The sequence below is a fragment of the Cnuella takakiae genome (assembly GCF_001953305.1).
In the GTDB taxonomy this organism is placed as follows: Bacteria; Bacteroidota; Bacteroidia; order Chitinophagales; family Chitinophagaceae; genus Flavisolibacter; species Flavisolibacter takakiae.
This window is the reverse complement of the sequence record NZ_MTFE01000010.1, coordinates 3,813,945-3,830,412: the sequence shown is the minus strand read 5'-3', so window position 1 is coordinate 3,830,412 and position 16,468 is coordinate 3,813,945. Positions and strand designations below refer to the sequence as shown.

Annotated in this window: 13 protein-coding genes; 9 read left to right on the top strand and 4 right to left on the bottom strand. The window is 51.2% G+C overall.

Features of this window, described 5'->3' with window-relative positions:
* Positions 1–298 precede the first annotated feature (298 nt).
* Positions 299–751, top strand: coding sequence for an FKBP-type peptidyl-prolyl cis-trans isomerase (locus tag BUE76_RS16475; protein ID WP_073042846.1), 453 nt, complete (start codon positions 299–301; stop codon positions 749–751).
* A gap of 60 nt (positions 752–811) precedes the next feature.
* Here the strand turns inward: BUE76_RS16475 and BUE76_RS16470 are convergent, their stop codons facing one another.
* Entirely contained in the window at positions 812–1,414 is a 603-nt protein-coding gene (locus tag BUE76_RS16470) for a hypothetical protein (RefSeq protein WP_073042844.1), read from the bottom strand.
* Positions 1,415–1,543: 129 nt separating this feature from the next.
* On the opposite strand from BUE76_RS16470, the gene pepT reads away from it, so the two are divergent.
* The 5 genes from pepT to BUE76_RS16445 all read left to right on the top strand — a co-directional run bounded on the left by pepT (position 1,544) and on the right by BUE76_RS16445 (position 9,122).
* Positions 1,544–2,791, top strand: a complete 1,248-nt coding sequence (gene pepT, locus BUE76_RS16465; RefSeq protein WP_073042837.1) for a peptidase T — start codon at positions 1,544–1,546, stop codon at positions 2,789–2,791.
* 524 nt (positions 2,792–3,315) lie between these two features.
* Positions 3,316–6,558: a S41 family peptidase gene (locus BUE76_RS16460; protein ID WP_143157289.1), complete on the top strand. Its 3,243-nt coding sequence runs from the start codon at positions 3,316–3,318 to the stop codon at positions 6,556–6,558.
* Between the two features lie 199 nt (positions 6,559–6,757).
* A complete protein-coding gene (locus BUE76_RS16455; protein ID WP_073042833.1) occupies positions 6,758–7,702 on the top strand; it encodes an SPFH domain-containing protein in 945 nt (314 codons plus the stop codon).
* 217 nt (positions 7,703–7,919) lie between these two features.
* On the top strand, positions 7,920–8,618 hold the full coding sequence (locus BUE76_RS16450) for a MotA/TolQ/ExbB proton channel family protein (RefSeq protein WP_083596493.1): 699 nt from the start codon (positions 7,920–7,922) through the stop codon (positions 8,616–8,618).
* Between the two features lie 96 nt (positions 8,619–8,714).
* Positions 8,715–9,122 (top strand): ExbD/TolR family protein, encoded by a 408-nt coding sequence (locus BUE76_RS16445; protein ID WP_073043146.1) that lies wholly within the window; start codon positions 8,715–8,717, stop codon positions 9,120–9,122.
* A gap of 66 nt (positions 9,123–9,188) precedes the next feature.
* Here the strand turns inward: BUE76_RS16445 and prmC are convergent, their stop codons facing one another.
* The gene (prmC, locus tag BUE76_RS16440) at positions 9,189–10,088 is read right to left on the bottom strand and encodes a peptide chain release factor N(5)-glutamine methyltransferase (protein WP_073043144.1); all 900 of its coding nucleotides are present in this window, start codon (positions 10,086–10,088) and stop codon (positions 9,189–9,191) included.
* Positions 10,089–10,360: 272 nt separating this feature from the next.
* Here prmC and ribD point away from each other — a divergent pair, with 272 nt between their 5' ends.
* Genes ribD through BUE76_RS16425 form a run of 3 tightly spaced genes read left to right on the top strand, consistent with a single transcriptional unit; the run spans position 10,361 to position 13,018 of the window.
* Positions 10,361–11,476, top strand: a complete 1,116-nt coding sequence (gene ribD / locus BUE76_RS16435; RefSeq protein WP_073042829.1) for a bifunctional diaminohydroxyphosphoribosylaminopyrimidine deaminase/5-amino-6-(5-phosphoribosylamino)uracil reductase RibD — start codon at positions 10,361–10,363, stop codon at positions 11,474–11,476.
* A 14-nt stretch (positions 11,477–11,490) separates the two neighbouring features.
* A complete protein-coding gene (locus tag BUE76_RS16430) occupies positions 11,491–12,372 on the top strand; it encodes an EamA family transporter (protein ID WP_073042827.1) in 882 nt (293 codons plus the stop codon).
* Between the two features lie 49 nt (positions 12,373–12,421).
* On the top strand, positions 12,422–13,018 hold the full coding sequence (locus tag BUE76_RS16425) for an IMPACT family protein (RefSeq protein WP_073042825.1): 597 nt from the start codon (positions 12,422–12,424) through the stop codon (positions 13,016–13,018).
* Between the two features lie 94 nt (positions 13,019–13,112).
* Here BUE76_RS16425 and BUE76_RS16420 read toward each other — a convergent pair whose 3' ends face one another.
* Positions 13,113–13,703, bottom strand: a complete 591-nt coding sequence (locus BUE76_RS16420; RefSeq protein ID WP_073042823.1) for a hypothetical protein — start codon at positions 13,701–13,703, stop codon at positions 13,113–13,115.
* A 209-nt stretch (positions 13,704–13,912) separates the two neighbouring features.
* Positions 13,913–16,354 (bottom strand): transglycosylase domain-containing protein, encoded by a 2,442-nt coding sequence (locus tag BUE76_RS16415; RefSeq protein ID WP_073042821.1) that lies wholly within the window; start codon positions 16,352–16,354, stop codon positions 13,913–13,915.
* Positions 16,355–16,468: the final 114 nt, after the last annotated feature.

Here is a 16,468-nt window from a genome sequence, read left to right as displayed (position 1 = left end):
CATCAGTTTCCGGGGTTGTAGTGGCTGCTAAAATAGGGAGAAAGCGAGGAGCAGGCGGTGATGAATGACGGATTTATGATTTCGGTTTCCGGTGGTTGTGGAGGAAGGGATGTTTGCTGAATGGAATAGCCTTTTCAAATCCAAAGGCTGAAATCGGCAATCACTCCGTACCTTCCCGCCCTTGAATCTTTCCCTTCGGCCCTGCTTTTGCCCCACCTGGTACGGCAGTTCTGATGGCTTTTGCGCAGGCAAAGGCTGGAACGATACATGAATTTTTACACTTAAAAATTGCACCAACATGCAACAAGTACAAAATGGTGATAAGGTAAGGGTACATTACCATGGCAAGCTGCGCAGCGGCGAAACTTTTGACTCCTCCGAAGGCCGTGAGCCGCTGGAGTTTACCGTAGGTGGTGGCCAGGTAATTCCCGGCTTCGATCAGGGTGTGATGGGAATGTCGGTAGGCGACAAGCGCACCGTTGAAATCGATGTGCAGAACGCTTATGGCGAGAAAAGCTCCGAGATGATCATCGAGTTTCCCAAGAACCAGTTTCCTGAAGACATGAACCCCGAGGTGGGCATGCAACTGATGATGAACAATGGCCAGGGTCAGCAGTTCCCCGTTACCATTGCCGAAGTAAAGGAAGAAAGCGTAATGCTGGATGCCAACCATCCCCTGGCTGGCCAGGAGCTGGTTTTCGATATCGAACTGGTAGAGATCGTTCCTGCTTCCCGGATCATTATGCCTTAATACAAATAGGTTCGAACATAAAAAAGGCGCCCCAAAGGGCGCTTTTTTTGGCGGTACGGGTCAGTCAATATTCATGGTGGATGCCTCCGCCGTCCAGTCCGGCCTTGTGCTTTTTTGCTGTACCCCGGGCAGGTACCAGCCCAGCCAAACCCCGCAGAGCGCCCATCCCGCCAGTGCGTCAAAAAGGTGCGCATAAAGGTCGAAGCTCTGGTACCAGATGTGGTAGGTATAGGGCGCGTTCAGAAAAACGATTGTGCCGGTAAACAGGGCAGCCATAAAATAAGAGCGGAACTGTGGCCTGCGCCACCGGCCCAGGATCCAGCACAACAGGCCAACGGTAAGGATATTGGTTGCCAATCCCCTTGCCATGTTCAGACCCATCCTGGAATTGTTTCGGTGGTGGTACTGAATGCTTACCCAGGGCTTGCCTTCCGCAGCCAGCAACATCTGGTCGTATTCCTGCATACTGGCATTTTCCGGCACGTTGGGCATCAGGTAGCCGCCTGCAGGCAGTTGCTGTTGTTGCAGAAAGTTCAGGATGCTGTCCTGCCGGGAAGTGTATTGCTGGGCAGGCTGGTGGAGGTTGAGCAATCCCCAACTGAGGAACTGCACGATAAAGAGCAGCAGCCCGCCAATGAAGGCTGCAAAGAGGGTTCTTTTCATGATGTTGGTTTGTTTAAAAATAAATGAAATGGCTGAGCTTGTATCTTTTAGCCCGACAATAGCCTTCCTTAGTTATTGAGCAAAAGCAAAGAAATAGGGCGCCGGCTTGCGGCCCTTTATCTTTGCCGCATGTTTGCAGGATACCCTTTCTCCGCCGCCAGCCGCCTGATGCGGTATGTTCAGATCGATACCCAAAGCGATCCACTTTCGCAAAGCCAGCCTTCCACCGAAAAGCAAAAGAACCTGGGTGCACTGCTTGCCGACGAACTGCAGGCGCTTGGACTTACTGATGCCCACCTGGACGAGTACGGTTATGTATACGCAACCTTACCCGCCAATACCGATAAGGCCGTTCCGGTAATCTGTTTCTGTTCGCATGTAGACACTGCCCCCGATGCCAGCGGCACCGGTGTAAAACCCCTCTTGCACGAGGCCTATGACGGCCGCGACCTGGTGCTGCCCGATGACCCGGCCATTGTGTTGCGCCCAACGGAACTGCCTTACCTGAAAACCTGTATTGGTCAGGATATCATCACCGCAAGTGGCACCACCCTGTTGGGCGGCGATGATAAGGCCGGTGTGGCTGCTATCATGGATGCCGTGCAGTACCTGGTGAGCCATCCTGAAATGCAGCATGGTACCATCAAGGTGCTCTTTACGCCCGATGAGGAAGTGGGCCGCGGCACGGCCAGGGTGGACCTGCAAAAGCTGGGTGCTGATTTGGGCTATACCCTCGACGGTGGCGACCGCGGTTCGCTGGAAGATGAAACCTTTAGCGCAGATGGTGTGACCCTTACCATCAAGGGAATTATTACCCACCCGGGCGATGCCAAGGGAAAATTGGTGAATGCCCTGAAGATAGCCGGGGAAATCCTGGCTGCTTTACCTAAAGACAGTTTGTCGCCCGAAACCACCGAAGGCAAAGAAGGTTTTATTCATCCCACCCGGGTTGATGGCCTTTCAGAGCAGTGCACCCTGGAGTTTATCATCCGTGATTTTGTAACTGCAGGCTTACAGGAAAAGGAAAACTTTCTGGAAGGGATCGTACAGGAAGTTTTGCAGCAACACCCCGGTGCAACCTACCAAATGAAAGTAACGGAGCAGTACCGCAATATGAAGGAAGTGCTGGACCTGCACCCGCAGATCATTGCCAATGCAAAAGAAGCCATTCAGCGGGCTGGCTTGCCCCTGAAAATGGAAAGCATCCGCGGTGGCACCGACGGCAGCCGTTTAAGTTTTATGGGCTTGCCCTGTCCCAACCTGTTTACCGGTATGCAGGCCATCCACTCCAAGCGGGAGTTTATTTCCGTGCAGGATTTACACAAAGCCGTTGAAACCATCGTGCACTTGGTGCAGGTGTGGGAAGAGCGTAGCTGAAAGGCTGATTGATAAATAACTGCGTAAGAATGCGGGGAAACCGGAGCGTGCCTTCAGAGCGCTTCCTGTTTCCCCGCTTTATTTAGCCGTCATTTAAATGGAGCTAAAAGGCCATTTAAGGTATCGCTACATGCCCTGATCCTTAGGCGAAACACCCCGGCTGTTCTGCCTTATTGTGGGTATTCCAAATTACTTTCTGTTTTGGGTGGACACAAACCAGCGGCTGCCCGGGCTGTGTCCACACAATCCTGTGGATGTGCGACAATTCAGAATGCATCCGCCTGATTGTCATGCTGCCCTCTGATGGATTTTGTTGTAGGTTGTGGCACCGGTTCTTTTCAACCCTTGCCGCTTTAGCTTTTGTGATTCCTGTACCAGGGTGTGAATGGTCCATGCTTGTTTTTTCGTTGGGTTGTGTTCCTACAGCCTGTGGCTCTTGTCCAGGTTGGTATTACCACGAAACAGCAAACATTTCAAATACACGTCAATCCCGATAAGACTTACCAACCTATAAAACAATGACTATGCTGCGCCCCCTTTACCTATCATGCCTGCTGTTGTTGCTGCAGTCTCTGGTGCTATCAGCACAAAACACTACCGACACCCGGCTGCTATGGCAGCCCGCCATCAGCAAAAATGCCATCGCTTTTATCTACGCCGAAGACTTGTGGGTAGCCAACCCGGATGGGTCTTATCCCCGGAGAATCACCGTGGGTGAAGGTGCCGAGTCCAATCCTGTGTTTTCGCCCGATGGCAGCATGATCGCTTTCACGGGGCAGTACGATGGCAATACCGATGTATTTGTGGTGCCTGCTTCGGGAGGCGTTCCGCGAAGGCTTACCTGGCACCCCGGTGCCGACCTGGTGCGTGACTTTTCGCCCGATGGCAAAAAGATCTTGTTTGCCTCGCAGCGCAACAGCTTTACAAACCGCTACCACCAGCTGTTTACCGTGGATATAAACACCGGTTCCGAGCAGCAGTTGCCCATTCCCAATGCCTATTGGGCTTCTTATAGCCCCGATGGCAGCAGCATTGCCTACACCCCGCTCCAGGACAGGTTTGACCAGTGGAAAAACTATCGCGGGGGCACCATGAGCCGCATCTGGCTGTACAATACCCAAACCCATGCGGTGGTGGAAATACCCAAGCCCCAGGGCGGCGGCAACGATTCTAAACCCGTGTGGGAAGGCAACAAAATTTATTTCCGCAGCGACCGAGATGGCGCTTTGAACCTGTACAGTTATGATATTGGCTCCAAAGCCGTTACCCAAATCAGCAGGTTTGCCGACCTGCCCGTATCGAGCCTGGAAGCAGGGAGCGGTCAGGTAATCTTTGCACAGGGTGGCTACCTCCACCGGTATGATACAGCCACCCGCGCTACCACAAAGCTTCAGGTGGGTGTTGCCGCCGATTTGCTGGATCACCGCTCCAGGTTTGTGAAAGGCGAGCAGCACATCCGCAGCGTCGATATTTCACCCTCCGGCGCCCGGCTGGCAATGGATTACCGGGGCGAAATCCTTACGCTCCCTGCTACAAAAGGCGATGTGTTCAACCTGACCAACACACCGGGCGTACACGAAAAAGATCCCGCCTGGTCGCCCAATGGCAAATACATCGCCTACCTGAGTGATGCTTCCGGCGAGTATGCGCTCCACATCCAAAACCACGATGGCAGCGGCAAGGCGCGGGTTATAGCGCTCAGTGGCTCGGGGTTTTATGCCCACCTGCACTGGTCGCCCGATAGCCGTAAAATTGCTTTTGTAGACAATGGCCGCAAGTTGTATATCGCCGATATCGCCAATGGCAAAACCATCCCCATCGCAGCCGACACCAACTATATTCCCGGGCCTTACCGCGACCTTTTTGGCAGTTGGTCGCACGATGCGAACTTCCTGGCTTATACCACCATTGCCCAAACCAATTTCGAGCGGGCATGGGTGTATTCGGTGGCGGAAAATAAATCCTACCCCGTGAGCGATGCCCTGTCGAATGTAACGGAGCCTACTTTCGACCCTTCGGGAAAATACCTGTACCTGCTGGCCAGCACCGATGCGGGGCCGGTACTCAACTGGTTCGACCAGTCGGGCCAGGATATGGAATCCACCAATGCTATCTACCTCATCACCTTGCAAAAGCAGGTAGTATCGCCTTTTGCCAAAGAAAACGAACAGGAGGAAGCCCGCGACAGTGCCGCCGCAAAGGGGCCCTACAAAGCAGATTCGAACAGTACCAAACTCAGAATAGACTGGGCCGGTATACAAAGCAGGATCGTTCCGCTTCCCGTGCCCAAGGGGCGCTACCGGTCGCTGCAGGTGATGAAGGAGGGCGAGCTCTTTTATCTTGCCGGTGCGCCTCATGATGCAACCCCTGCAACACTCAACCTGTTTAGTTTGAAAAAACGCAAGGAGGAGGTCATCATGCCTGCCGACGGGTATAAAATTGCGGCCAAAGGGGAGAAGACGGTATATCTGAGTAAAGGCAAGTGGGGTACAGCAGCCACGGGGCAGAAGCCTGGCGCCGAGGCCCTGCTGAATACTGCTTCCATACAGGTAAAGGTGGTGCCCAAAGAAGAATGGCCGAACATCTTCAACGAAGCATGGCGCGTAAACCGCGATTATTTCTACGACCCGAACATGCATGGCGTGAACTGGAAGGCCATGAAACAGAAATATGAACCCCTGGTGGCGGATGTAGCCAGTACTGCCGACCTGTACCAGGTCATGCAGTGGATGTTCAGCGAACTATCGGTAGGGCACCACCGCTTTAGTGCCACCGGCGACCGCCGTGTTAATCCAGATACGGTTCCGGGTGGGCTGCTGGGTGCCGACTACGAAGTAAGCAACAACCGCTTCCGGATAAAGAAGATTTATGGCGGGCTAAACTGGTCGCCCGACCTGCGCTCGCCGCTTACCGAACCTGGGGTAAATGTAGCTGTAGGCGATTATATCCTGGAAGTGAATGGCGTGGAGGTAACCGCGGATAAAAATTTGTACAGCTATTTTGAAAATACCGCCGATAAGATTCTAAACCTCACGGTGGCAACGTCGGCCGAAGGAGCCAACAAGCGCACCGTAAAAGTGGTGCCTCTGGCCAGCGAAGCGGCCTTGCGCAACCGCGACTGGGTGGAAGGTAATATCCGTAAGGTGGCTGATGCTACTAACGGACAGGTGGCCTATGTGTATGTACCCAACACTACCACCGAGGGGCATGAATACTTCAAACGCTACTTTTTTCCGCAGGCCAACAAAGCCGCCATCATTGTAGACGAACGGTTTAACGGGGGAGGGCAACTGGCTGATTATTATATCGACCTGCTGAAGCGGCCCGTGCAGTCGTACTGGAAGTACCGCCATGGTAAAGACCAGAAGGCACCCAATGCCTCCATACAGGGGCCCAAGGTGATGCTGATAGATGAAACAGCAGGGTCGGGGGGCGATTACCTGCCTTACCTCTTCCGGCAGGCAGGCCTCGGCACCCTGGTGGGCAAAACCACCTGGGGCGGGCTGGTAGGCATTTTGGGTTTCCCCGAATTTATTGACGGCGGCGCAGTGACAGCCCCCAACCTGGCCTTCTTCAATGAAAACGGATATGGTATTGAAAACGTGGGTACCCCACCCGATGTGGAAGTGGAACAGTGGCCTTCGGAGGTAATTAAAGGACACGACCCGCAGTTGGAAAAAGCTATCCAGATTGTGCTGGATGCATTAAAGAAAAATCCACCGCAGAAAGCTCCTTCGCCGCAGTTGCCTGTGAAGGTAAAACCTTAAGCGTATGGGCAGGTATAGGGGAAAATGACTATAGAAAGCGAGGCTGTTATTGGATAGCTGCCCCACTTCCTTTTGTTATTGCTCCACCTGCTGTTGCAGTCGGCCTTGTTATGGTGGTTGTAATAAACAGCGCAGCGGGTATTGTGCTGGTGAAAGCCTCCCGCATTTGCCTACATTTATGTTTCAAATATTAACTGCTATGAGCTTTCTTGCAAATTTTTGGTGGCTGATCATCCTGTTGATCATCGTGTTCAGCGGCCTCTTTACCATCAACCAGGGCTATATCGGTGTTATTACCATGTTTGGTAAATACCGGCGTATTGTGCGGCCCGGACTGAATATCAAAATACCCATCCTGGAACAGGTTAATAAAAGGGTATCGATCCAGAACCGCTCGGTTGAAATGGAGTTCCAGGCCGTTACCCAAGACCAGGCCAATGTGTATTTTAAAAGCATGCTGTTGTATGCGGTTCAGAACGCCGATGAGGAAACCATCAAGAAAGTGGCGTTCAAGTTTATTGCCGACCGCGACCTGATGCAGGCTTTAACCCGCACCATTGAAGGCAATATCCGTTCTTTTGTGGCCACTAAAAAGCAAGCGGAAATCCTGGGCTTACGCAAAGACCTGGTGGAATATGTAAAAAGCGAGATCGATCATGTGATTGAAGATTGGGGATATCACCTGCTCGATCTGCAGATCAACGACATCACGTTCGACAAGCAAATCATTGACTCCATGAGCAAGGTGGTGGCTTCCAACAACCTGAAGGCCGCTGCCGAAAATGAAGGCCAGGCCCTCCTGATCACCAAAACAAAAAGTGCAGAAGCGGAAGGCAACGCCATCAAGATTGCCGCGGAAGCAGAACGGGAAGCTGCCCGACTGCGTGGACAGGGTGTTGCCCTCTTCCGCCAGGAAGTGGCCCGCGGTATGACCGAAGCCGCCGAACAAATGAAACAGGCCAACCTCGATACCAATGTCATCCTGTTTAGCATGTGGACCGAGGCGGTGAAGAACTTTGCCGAATACGGTAAGGGTAATGTCATTTTCCTGGATGGATCGGCCGATGGCATGGAAAGAACCATGAAGCAGATCCAGGCCCTCATGGTAAAACAGGCGGGAAGGGCTGGTGAGTTGATGGGGTAAGGAATAATGAGTTGATAAAACGATTTGCTAATGTGCTGGTAATGGGTGGCAAAAGCTGCCCATTACTTTTTTGTGGTTAAAAGCGATAAAAATTTAGGGTCGATCCCGTCAAGAGTGGATTAGGCGGTTATTTTTGCCGCGGCCCGGCCCGCGATACTAAAAGAGGGGCAGGGGCGTTTTTTGGAGAAGCAATACAAAGTATAAAACTGAAAACCTTATGATGAACCTGCTGCAGATGGCAGATACGGTAGTGCAGGCCGCCCAAACCGTAGCCCAGAGTGACGCTAATGGCGATGGCAAACTTTCCCTGGTAGAACTGTTGACCATGGGTGGCTGGATCATGATCCCGCTGCTGTTGCTTTTCCTGATTACCATCTATGTTTTTGTAGAGCGTTATCTCGCCATCCAAAAGGCTGGTCGTGTGGATCCCAACTTTATGAACATCATCCGCGACCACGTCTACAACGGTAATGTGAGCGCTGCCCGGTCTTTTGCCAAGAACACGGCCAACCCCGTAGCCCGCATCATCGATAAAGGCATCCAGCGTATTGGCAAACCCATTGATGCCATTGAAAAAAGCATGGAAAACGTGGGCAAGCTGGAACTGTACAACCTGGAACGCAACCTCTCCGTGCTTTCGCTGATTGCAGGTATTGCACCTATGTTTGGTTTCCTGGGTACCATCATTGGTATGTTCCAGCTTTTTTACCGCCTGGCATCTACCGGTGAGTTCACCATTCAAAGCATGGCCAACGGTATCTATACCAAGATGATCACTTCCGCTGTTGGTCTCATCATCGGCTTGCTGGCCTATATCGCTTACAGCTACCTCAACACCCAGGTGGATAAGAACGCCAACAAGATGGAAGCCGCGAGTGCCGAGTTTGTGGATGTATTGCAGGAACCAACCAGATAGCCGGGAGATACTAGTTGGTAGTTCAAAGTTGCGCTGCAATTTTTGCTCCGGCTGTTTCCTATCAATTCTTTTTTAATCTTGCAAATCACCGGTTCCATGAATATCCGAAGAAAGTTAAAGTCGCATGCCGAAGTGCATACCGGGCCGCTCAATGATATCCTGTTCATCCTGCTGTTGTTCTTCCTGATTGCAGCCACACTTGCCAATCCCAACGTGATCAAGCTGTCGCAGCCAAAGGCAAAGAGCGATACCAAGGCCAAGCAAACCGTGGTGGTGTCCATTGATGCCAACAAAACCTATTTTGTAGGTACCAACCGCGTAGATGGCGACAGCGCCATGAAGGCCGCCCTTATTCCCTTACTGCAACGCGATTCGCTTCAGGAGCCTACCATCGTGATCAACGCCGACAAGAGTGTACCGCTCGAGTATGTAGTTGGTGTAATGCGCCTTGGCCAGCAACTCAACGCCCGCACGGTGTTGTCGGTTGACAGGAATGCGCAATAACAGGATGGTTGAAATACATATAACCACTGCTTTACCAACAAATCAAGTGCAAAGGCGTGTAGCCATTCACAATTTTTTGGACGCCCTGATCATCCGGTCCCTTCCCTGTAAGTCTTTGCGCAGCTCGGTAGTATAGCCTGCTACATCCAGCAAACGGCAAACTGCTGCTCCCAGGTTTTCGTGTATTTCAAGATAGATGGAGCCTTGCGGATATAACCGGTGGTGACCAAAATTGGCCAGGGCCTTGTAAAAAATTAATGGGTCCTGGTCGGGTACAAATAATGCTTTGTGTGGTTCGTGGTTGACTACATGTGCAGCCATGCTGTCCTTTTCTGTTAGCGGAATATAAGGTGGATTGCTAACCAGGATATCTACAGTTGGCAATTGCCGCCATTGTGCTTCATCCAAAAAGTCGAGGCCAACAAAGTCCACCCGTATGTCCAAGTCTGAGCCGTTGCGCCTGGCAACATTCAGCGCACCATCACTGACATCGCAACCCCACACTTCTGCCAGCGGCATTTTTCTTTTCAGTGCCAGGGCAATACAGCCACTGCCGGTGCCCACATCCAGCACCTTCAACAGGTTGGTGCGGTCTGCATCGGTAGGCGTTTTTTGAAAAACAGGTTTGCCGCTTGCCTGCACATCTTTAAGTACCCATTCCACCAGTTCTTCCGTCTCGGGACGGGGGATCAAAACATTGCCATCCACATACAAAGGGAAGTCGTAAAACCAGGCTTCCCCTAACACATACTGAACGGGTTCATGTTGCTCCAGCCGGATGAAGTAGGCTTTCAATTGTTGTTCCTGTTCGGCGTTGAGTTCTTTGGCCCTTTGGAAAGCTCGGTTGCCGCCATACAGCCCGGTGATTTTTTCCATTACCATGCTGGCCATCTGTATGGCTTCGGAAGGTTCATAAATGTCTGCCAGTTTGTTGGACAACCATAGTTCTGCAGCAGCAATGTTCATGTTGGCGTGGTTAATATTTTGGGATGGCTTAGAGCCGCTGGCTGCGCACTTTTTGCTGCCAGTTGTGCAAACATAGCACATCGCCTTTTTGCATTCCTTGTAAAGCATATCCAGGTTATATTCCCAGCCAGGCAAGGTTTTTAGGTACAAGAGCCAGGTCAATTGCATTGGATTGTGTTCACATAGCTTCAGCGCATGCAAATACCGGAGTGCCCGCCCTATTGTAAACGCCAACCTGGCTAATTGCTTTATTCCTACTTTTACCGGGTTAAATGCATAGCCAGCACGAACGATATATGTACCGCTGTTTGCAACTGGCCCAAATGGGACAGGGCAGGGTAGCGCCCAACCCCATGGTGGGCGCTGTGCTGGTGTACAATGACCGCATTATTGGTGAAGGCTGGCACCGGCAATATGGCGGGCCCCACGCCGAAGTAAATTGCATTGATTCGGTTAAAGAAAGCGATCAGCACCTGATTGGCGATGCTACCATGTATGTATCGCTGGAGCCCTGTGCGCATTTTGGTAAAACGCCTCCTTGCGCCGACCTCCTCATTAAACACCAGATCAAAAAAGTAGTGGTGGGCTGCCGTGATCCATTTCCTTTAGTTGCGGGTAAGGGCATCGAAAAACTGCAGGCTGCCGGTTGCGATGTGGTAGTAGGTGTGTTGGAGCAGGATTGCCTGGAATTGAATAAAAGGTTCTTTTGTTTTCATACCCTACATCGTCCGTATATCACGCTGAAATGGGCCCAAACAGGTGATGGCAACATTGCCGGTGACGCTGCATTTGGAAATTATATCCAGGCGTCCAATCCTTCAGTGACCACAGCAAAGAGGCTCCTGATTACGGGTGCGCAATCCAACCGCCTGGTACACCGCTGGCGCAGCGAGGAGGCTGGTATTTTGGTAGGCACACAAACAGCCCTTGCCGATGATCCTTCGCTCACTACAAGGCTCTGGCCCGGACCTGATCCCATCAGGCTGGTACCCGACCTGCACAATAGGCTGCCGCAACACCTGAAGTTATTTGATGGCAGCGTTACCACCATCGTGTTCAGCCTTACTAAACATACCTTAACTGATGCTGCCCGGTTGCGTGCAGCAAAGGGTGGCGTTTTTTATTACCAGGTAACCGAAGATGTATCGCTGGTGCACCAGGTAGTAAATGCCTTGTACCAGTTGCAGGTTCAGAGTCTTTTTGTGGAGGGTGGTGCCGGCATGCTACAATCGTTTATTGATGCCGGTATATGGGATGAAGCCCGCACCATCACCAACGAATCGCTAAATGCGCTCCATGGCTTGCCAGCTCCTGTTTTGTCGCACCAGCAGCTGCAGCGCATGGAGCAGTTGGATGGCGATACCATCCGTTATTTCCGGCACCTTTAAATCTTTCCTACATTTTGTTGTATCTACTTCTGTCCATTCTTTTGAATGCCTACCTGTTTCTTTCTTTCAAGGTTGTGGAACGCTTTGGTATTCCCGTGTTGCAGGCCATCGTGTTCAATTATATCACCTGTGTGATCACGGGCTGTTTTATCATCGGCAGCTTTCCGTTAAATACTGCATCGGTAGGGCAACCCTGGTTTTACTGGGCCCTGCTGATGGGTACCATGTTCGTATCCATTTTTAACCTGATTGGTTTTACGGCACAAAAGATTGGCGTGTCGGTAGTGTCGGTGGTCACCAAGCTTTCTTTGGTCATTCCTTTCCTGTTCTCCATTTACCTCTATAGCGAAAAGGTCTCAGCGGTACAGGTTGGCGGATTGCTCGTGGCCCTGATGGCCGTGGTTTTGACCAGTATCCCGGACAGGAAAGCCGGTCATGGCGACCAGCGCCTTTCTCCTTTTGTGCGCTTGCTGATCCCGCTTGTGTTGTTCATCTCTACCGGTTTGCTCGATACCCTGCTGAAGTATGTAGAACAGGGTTTTCTGAATACAGCGAACAGTAATGCCTACCTGATTACCTCTTTTGCTACGGCCGCAACCATCGGCTCCATTGTGCTGGCTGTACTTGTAGCAAGGGGCAAACAACAATTCAATCCAAGGAGCATTCTGGCCGGCATTGCCATTGGTATTCCCAACTATTTTTCCATTTGGTGCCTGGTGAAAGCTTTACAATTAAACCCTGGCCGTTCCGCGGCCATCATACCGGTAAACAATATGGGTATTGTGCTGGCAGGATCTGTGGCAGCCTTTCTGCTGCTGGGTGAGCGTATGTCCCGCATCAACTGGCTGGGTATTGGTTTGTCCTTAGTTGCCATTGCCCTCATTGCTTTTGGTTAGTTTTGCAAGCTGCAACCATCCAAAGCAGAAAGATCATACCGCACATTTCATGACGCACTACCAGACTATTGAAAAGCCTTCGATGGCAGAATTTAAGGACCGGGGCAGCCGCTTTATTGCTTATGCATATCCTATTCAGTCGGTGGAGGAATTCAAAAAGCGCATCAAAGAATTAAAAGAAGAACACCCCAAGGCGGTTCATCATTGCTTTGCTTACCGCCTGGGTACAGATGGTAATAACTTCCGTTCCGGGGACGATGGCGAACCTTCGGGATCGGCAGGTAAACCCATATTGAATACCATCGACAGCAAGGGACTTACCAATACCGCGGTTATCGTGGTGCGCTATTTTGGCGGTACCCTGCTGGGGGTGCCGGGTTTGATCAATGCTTATAAAACGGCTACTTCTTTCGCCATCCAGCTTACGCCCATCATTCAAAAGCCCATTGTACAGGATTATACTTTGGAGTTTGCCTACGACCTGATGAATGAAGTGATGATTGTAGTAAAGAAGTTTAATTGTATTGTGCTGCACAATGAAATGCAGCTGTTTTGCAATCTTAAAATTGGCGTGCCCAAAGCGGAAGAGCCTTATTTCCTGCAACGCATCGGCGACCTGCATGGGGTGGAAGTACGGAAGGGCTGATACCCGGTTGCCGGCAGTATTGGCTATAAATAAAAAAGCTCCAAAGCAGGGTCGAATGACTTTGCTCCGGAGCTTTTTTATTAACCACATTTTCCTACTTCTTCTTAGGTCTTACCACACCCGATATGGTTATACCTATTGCATTTGCGGAATAAGTATTCTTTTCAGTGTCGGTGTATTTCATTGCCGTGTAGCTTAAGCCAATACCGCTGTAAGCAATCTCCAGAATAGGACCAACGGCACCTTTAAATTTCATATCATCACCGATGCCACCCGTTTTGAAGCGGATTCCTGTATGGGCTGAAAGGCCTGCGCCTATGCGCAGTTTGGGTGCCACCATCCAGTTGGCTGTTGTAATAAAAGGAATGCGGGTGAGCCGGATATGTACATTGTCGGCCTGTGTGGTCAGGTATTTAAAACCAACCGTGGTACGCAACAAAAACCTGGGTGCATTGGCCAGTTTCAATTGACCGCCAACCGCAATGGATCCACCCTGGCCGGCGTTTACTTTCTGATCTTCGCCATTGGTAAAGTAAACAGTTGCGATATTGTCGCCCCCCAATTCAAGGGCGCCACCCAATAAGAGCTGGAATTCGGATTCCTTCTTTGATTCCTGGGCAAAAGCAGGTGCCGCTGCGCCTAATGCCAAAAGGCTGGTGAGTACAGCATTTTTAATTGTTTTCATGGTATAAGATAATTGAGGGATCAAAACTAAGCTGACCTCACGTCAATGCCTAACTGTTTTTCAAGCCCCTTTGTTTTGTTTGATACCCTGCCTGTTGTATAGCTGCACCAAACATATTGCAACCATCATAAGCCAAAGGTTGTATGCCTTTACATACACCTACAAAAAAGCCCGGACCACTTGGTCCGGGCTTCTGTTGCAGCTATATTTTAATAATCGTTTTGTTCCTTGTTTTTGCCGCCAAATACTTTGCGGAAAAGTCCTTTTTTCTTTTGCGGCTCCTCCACCTGTTCGCCAATGCGGGGTGCTGCTGTCTTTCGTGCTGTATCGCGTTTTTGCTGGTTGGCAGGCGCGTTTTGCTTGCGTGCATCTTCTTCTACGGGAGCCTTCGATTCGGGACGCATAAACTCATAAGAAGTATCCAATCCAAAATCATCGGCATTGCCAACGCCCATGTCTTCCCCTTCGGCACCGGGAGGCGGTGCATTGGGAATCACTTCCATGATATCAGCCGTAGAAATTTCGTTTTCCAGGTCGGCGGGTTTTGCAAAAGTTGCCGACCGGTCGATGCCCAGGGTTTTATCGGCATATACTTTTTTAAAGAACGCTTCCCAGATGGGGCGGGCAGCCTGTCCGCCATAACCGAGGCCGCTTTCAATACGGATAAAACGGTCGTCGCAACCAATCCAGGTGCCTGCCAGCAATTGGGGAGTGTATCCCATAAACCAGGCATCTGAGTTTTCGTTGGTGGTACCTGTTTTGCCACCCATTTCGGCAGCACCCAGGCGTTGCATCAGTCCGGCAGCAGTGCCCATGGTCACGGGGCCTTCCATCATGCGGGCCATTTTATAGGCGGTTACTTCGCTTACGGCTTCCTTGCGGTTTTGGCTATAGTCAAAACGCTTAATCACGTTGCCATTGCGGTCTTCAATACGGGAAATGAAGGTGGGCTTGGTAGAAAAGCCACGACCGGGGAAAATGGTATAACCCCACATCATTTCGTACAGGCTGAGGTCGCAAGCACCCAAAGCAATAGAGGGGAAGGGTTCCACTTTTGTTGGGATATTAATGCGCTCCAGGAATGCGGCAAACTGGGCTGCGCCAACCTGTTTCATGATGTATGCGGTGGCACAGTTGCGGCTCCAGGTCAGCGCCGAAGCCATCGTAACGGTACGGCCGGTACAGGTTTTTCCGGTGGCGGGCACCAGACCCAGGGAACCGAAAGACTGCTGCACATCCTGCACGGGTGTGTTCATATCCATTCCCCGTTCTTCCATTGCCTGGCAGTAGAGGAGGGGTTTGATGGTAGAACCTACCTGGCGCTTGGTTTTGATATTGGCGTGGTCGTACTTATAGGTTTTAAAGTCGATGCCGCCAACCCAGGCTTTTACCTCGCCGGTAATCGGGTCCATTACCATAAAAGAGGTTTGAAGCATCTGGCGGTGGTACCTGATGGAATCCATCGGTGTCATCACCGTATCGGTTTCCCTTTTCTGGTTCCATGCAAAAATGCGCATGGGCACTTTTTCTTTGAAGGTCCGGCGGATTTCCTCTTCCGAGGCGCCTTCTTCCTGCATGTTTTCCCAACGGTCGCTGGCCTTCATCGAAGCTTCCAGTACGTTTTCGTGGCCGTTCCACACCTTGCCGTTGCGGATATTGCCCTGGCGGTTCAGTGACTTTTGCAGTTGCGGCATTTGCTGGGCTACGGCTTCTTCGGCATATTCCTGCATTTTAGGGTTGATGGTGGTATAGATCTTCAAACCATCATCATAGATATCATATTCCTCGCCATCAGGCCCGGTAATGCCTTTCAGTGCCTGGCGTACCTCGTCTTTCAGCACCTCGCGGAAATAAGGTGCATAGCCGGTATTCTCATCCAGTTTTTTGTAGTTCAGTTGGATGGGGGTCGCCCGCAGCCTGCTGAACTCGGCACCGGTCAGCATGTCGTTTTTTTCCATTTGTCCCAGCACAATGTCGCGGCGCTCTTTGGCCGCTACCGGGAAAAGGCGGGGGTTATAAGAGTAGTTGGCCTTGAGGGTGCCTATCAGCAGGGCAGCTTCTTCAATGGAAAGGCGGTCAGGTTCCTTTTGGAAAAAAGTACGCGCAGCATTCCGGATGCCATACACGTTATCGGAAAAAGGCACAGCGTTGAGGTAAAGGGCAATGATTTCCTCCTTGGTAAAGTTGCGTTCCAGGCGCAGGGCCACGATGTATTCTTTCACCTTTTCCATCAGGCGGGCCAGCTTGTTGCGGTTGCCCTGGTCCAGCAGGGTTTTAGCCAGCTGCTGCGTAATGGTGGAGCCACCGCCTTCCTTGCCCAGCAGTACCACCGCACGGGTAGTAGAGCGCACATCAATACCAGCATGGTCGTAAAACCGTTCGTCCTCCGTAGCTATAAGGGCATTAATCACGTGCTTGGAAATGTCCCGGTAGGCCACATTGCTGCGGTTGCCACGTTCGCGGTAGTATTTGCCCATCAGCGTGCCATCGGCGGCATAAACCTCCGACGACTGCAGGATGCTGGGGTTTTCCAGTTCCTTAAGGGAGGGAAGTTTTCCAAAAACACCCACCATGGCAAGCACAATAATCAGTACAAACAAACCCAGCCCACCTAAAAGGATGCGCCAAAAGATCTTGACAGAAGTCTTCATACGTAGGGCCAAAGCTAATTATTTAGTATAGTCCGAAATCGGGAAAAGGAGAAAAGAGTGTTAAGAAGAGACGGGAAAGACGGGAAAGGAAGTAGTAACTACGGAAGGTAAGCC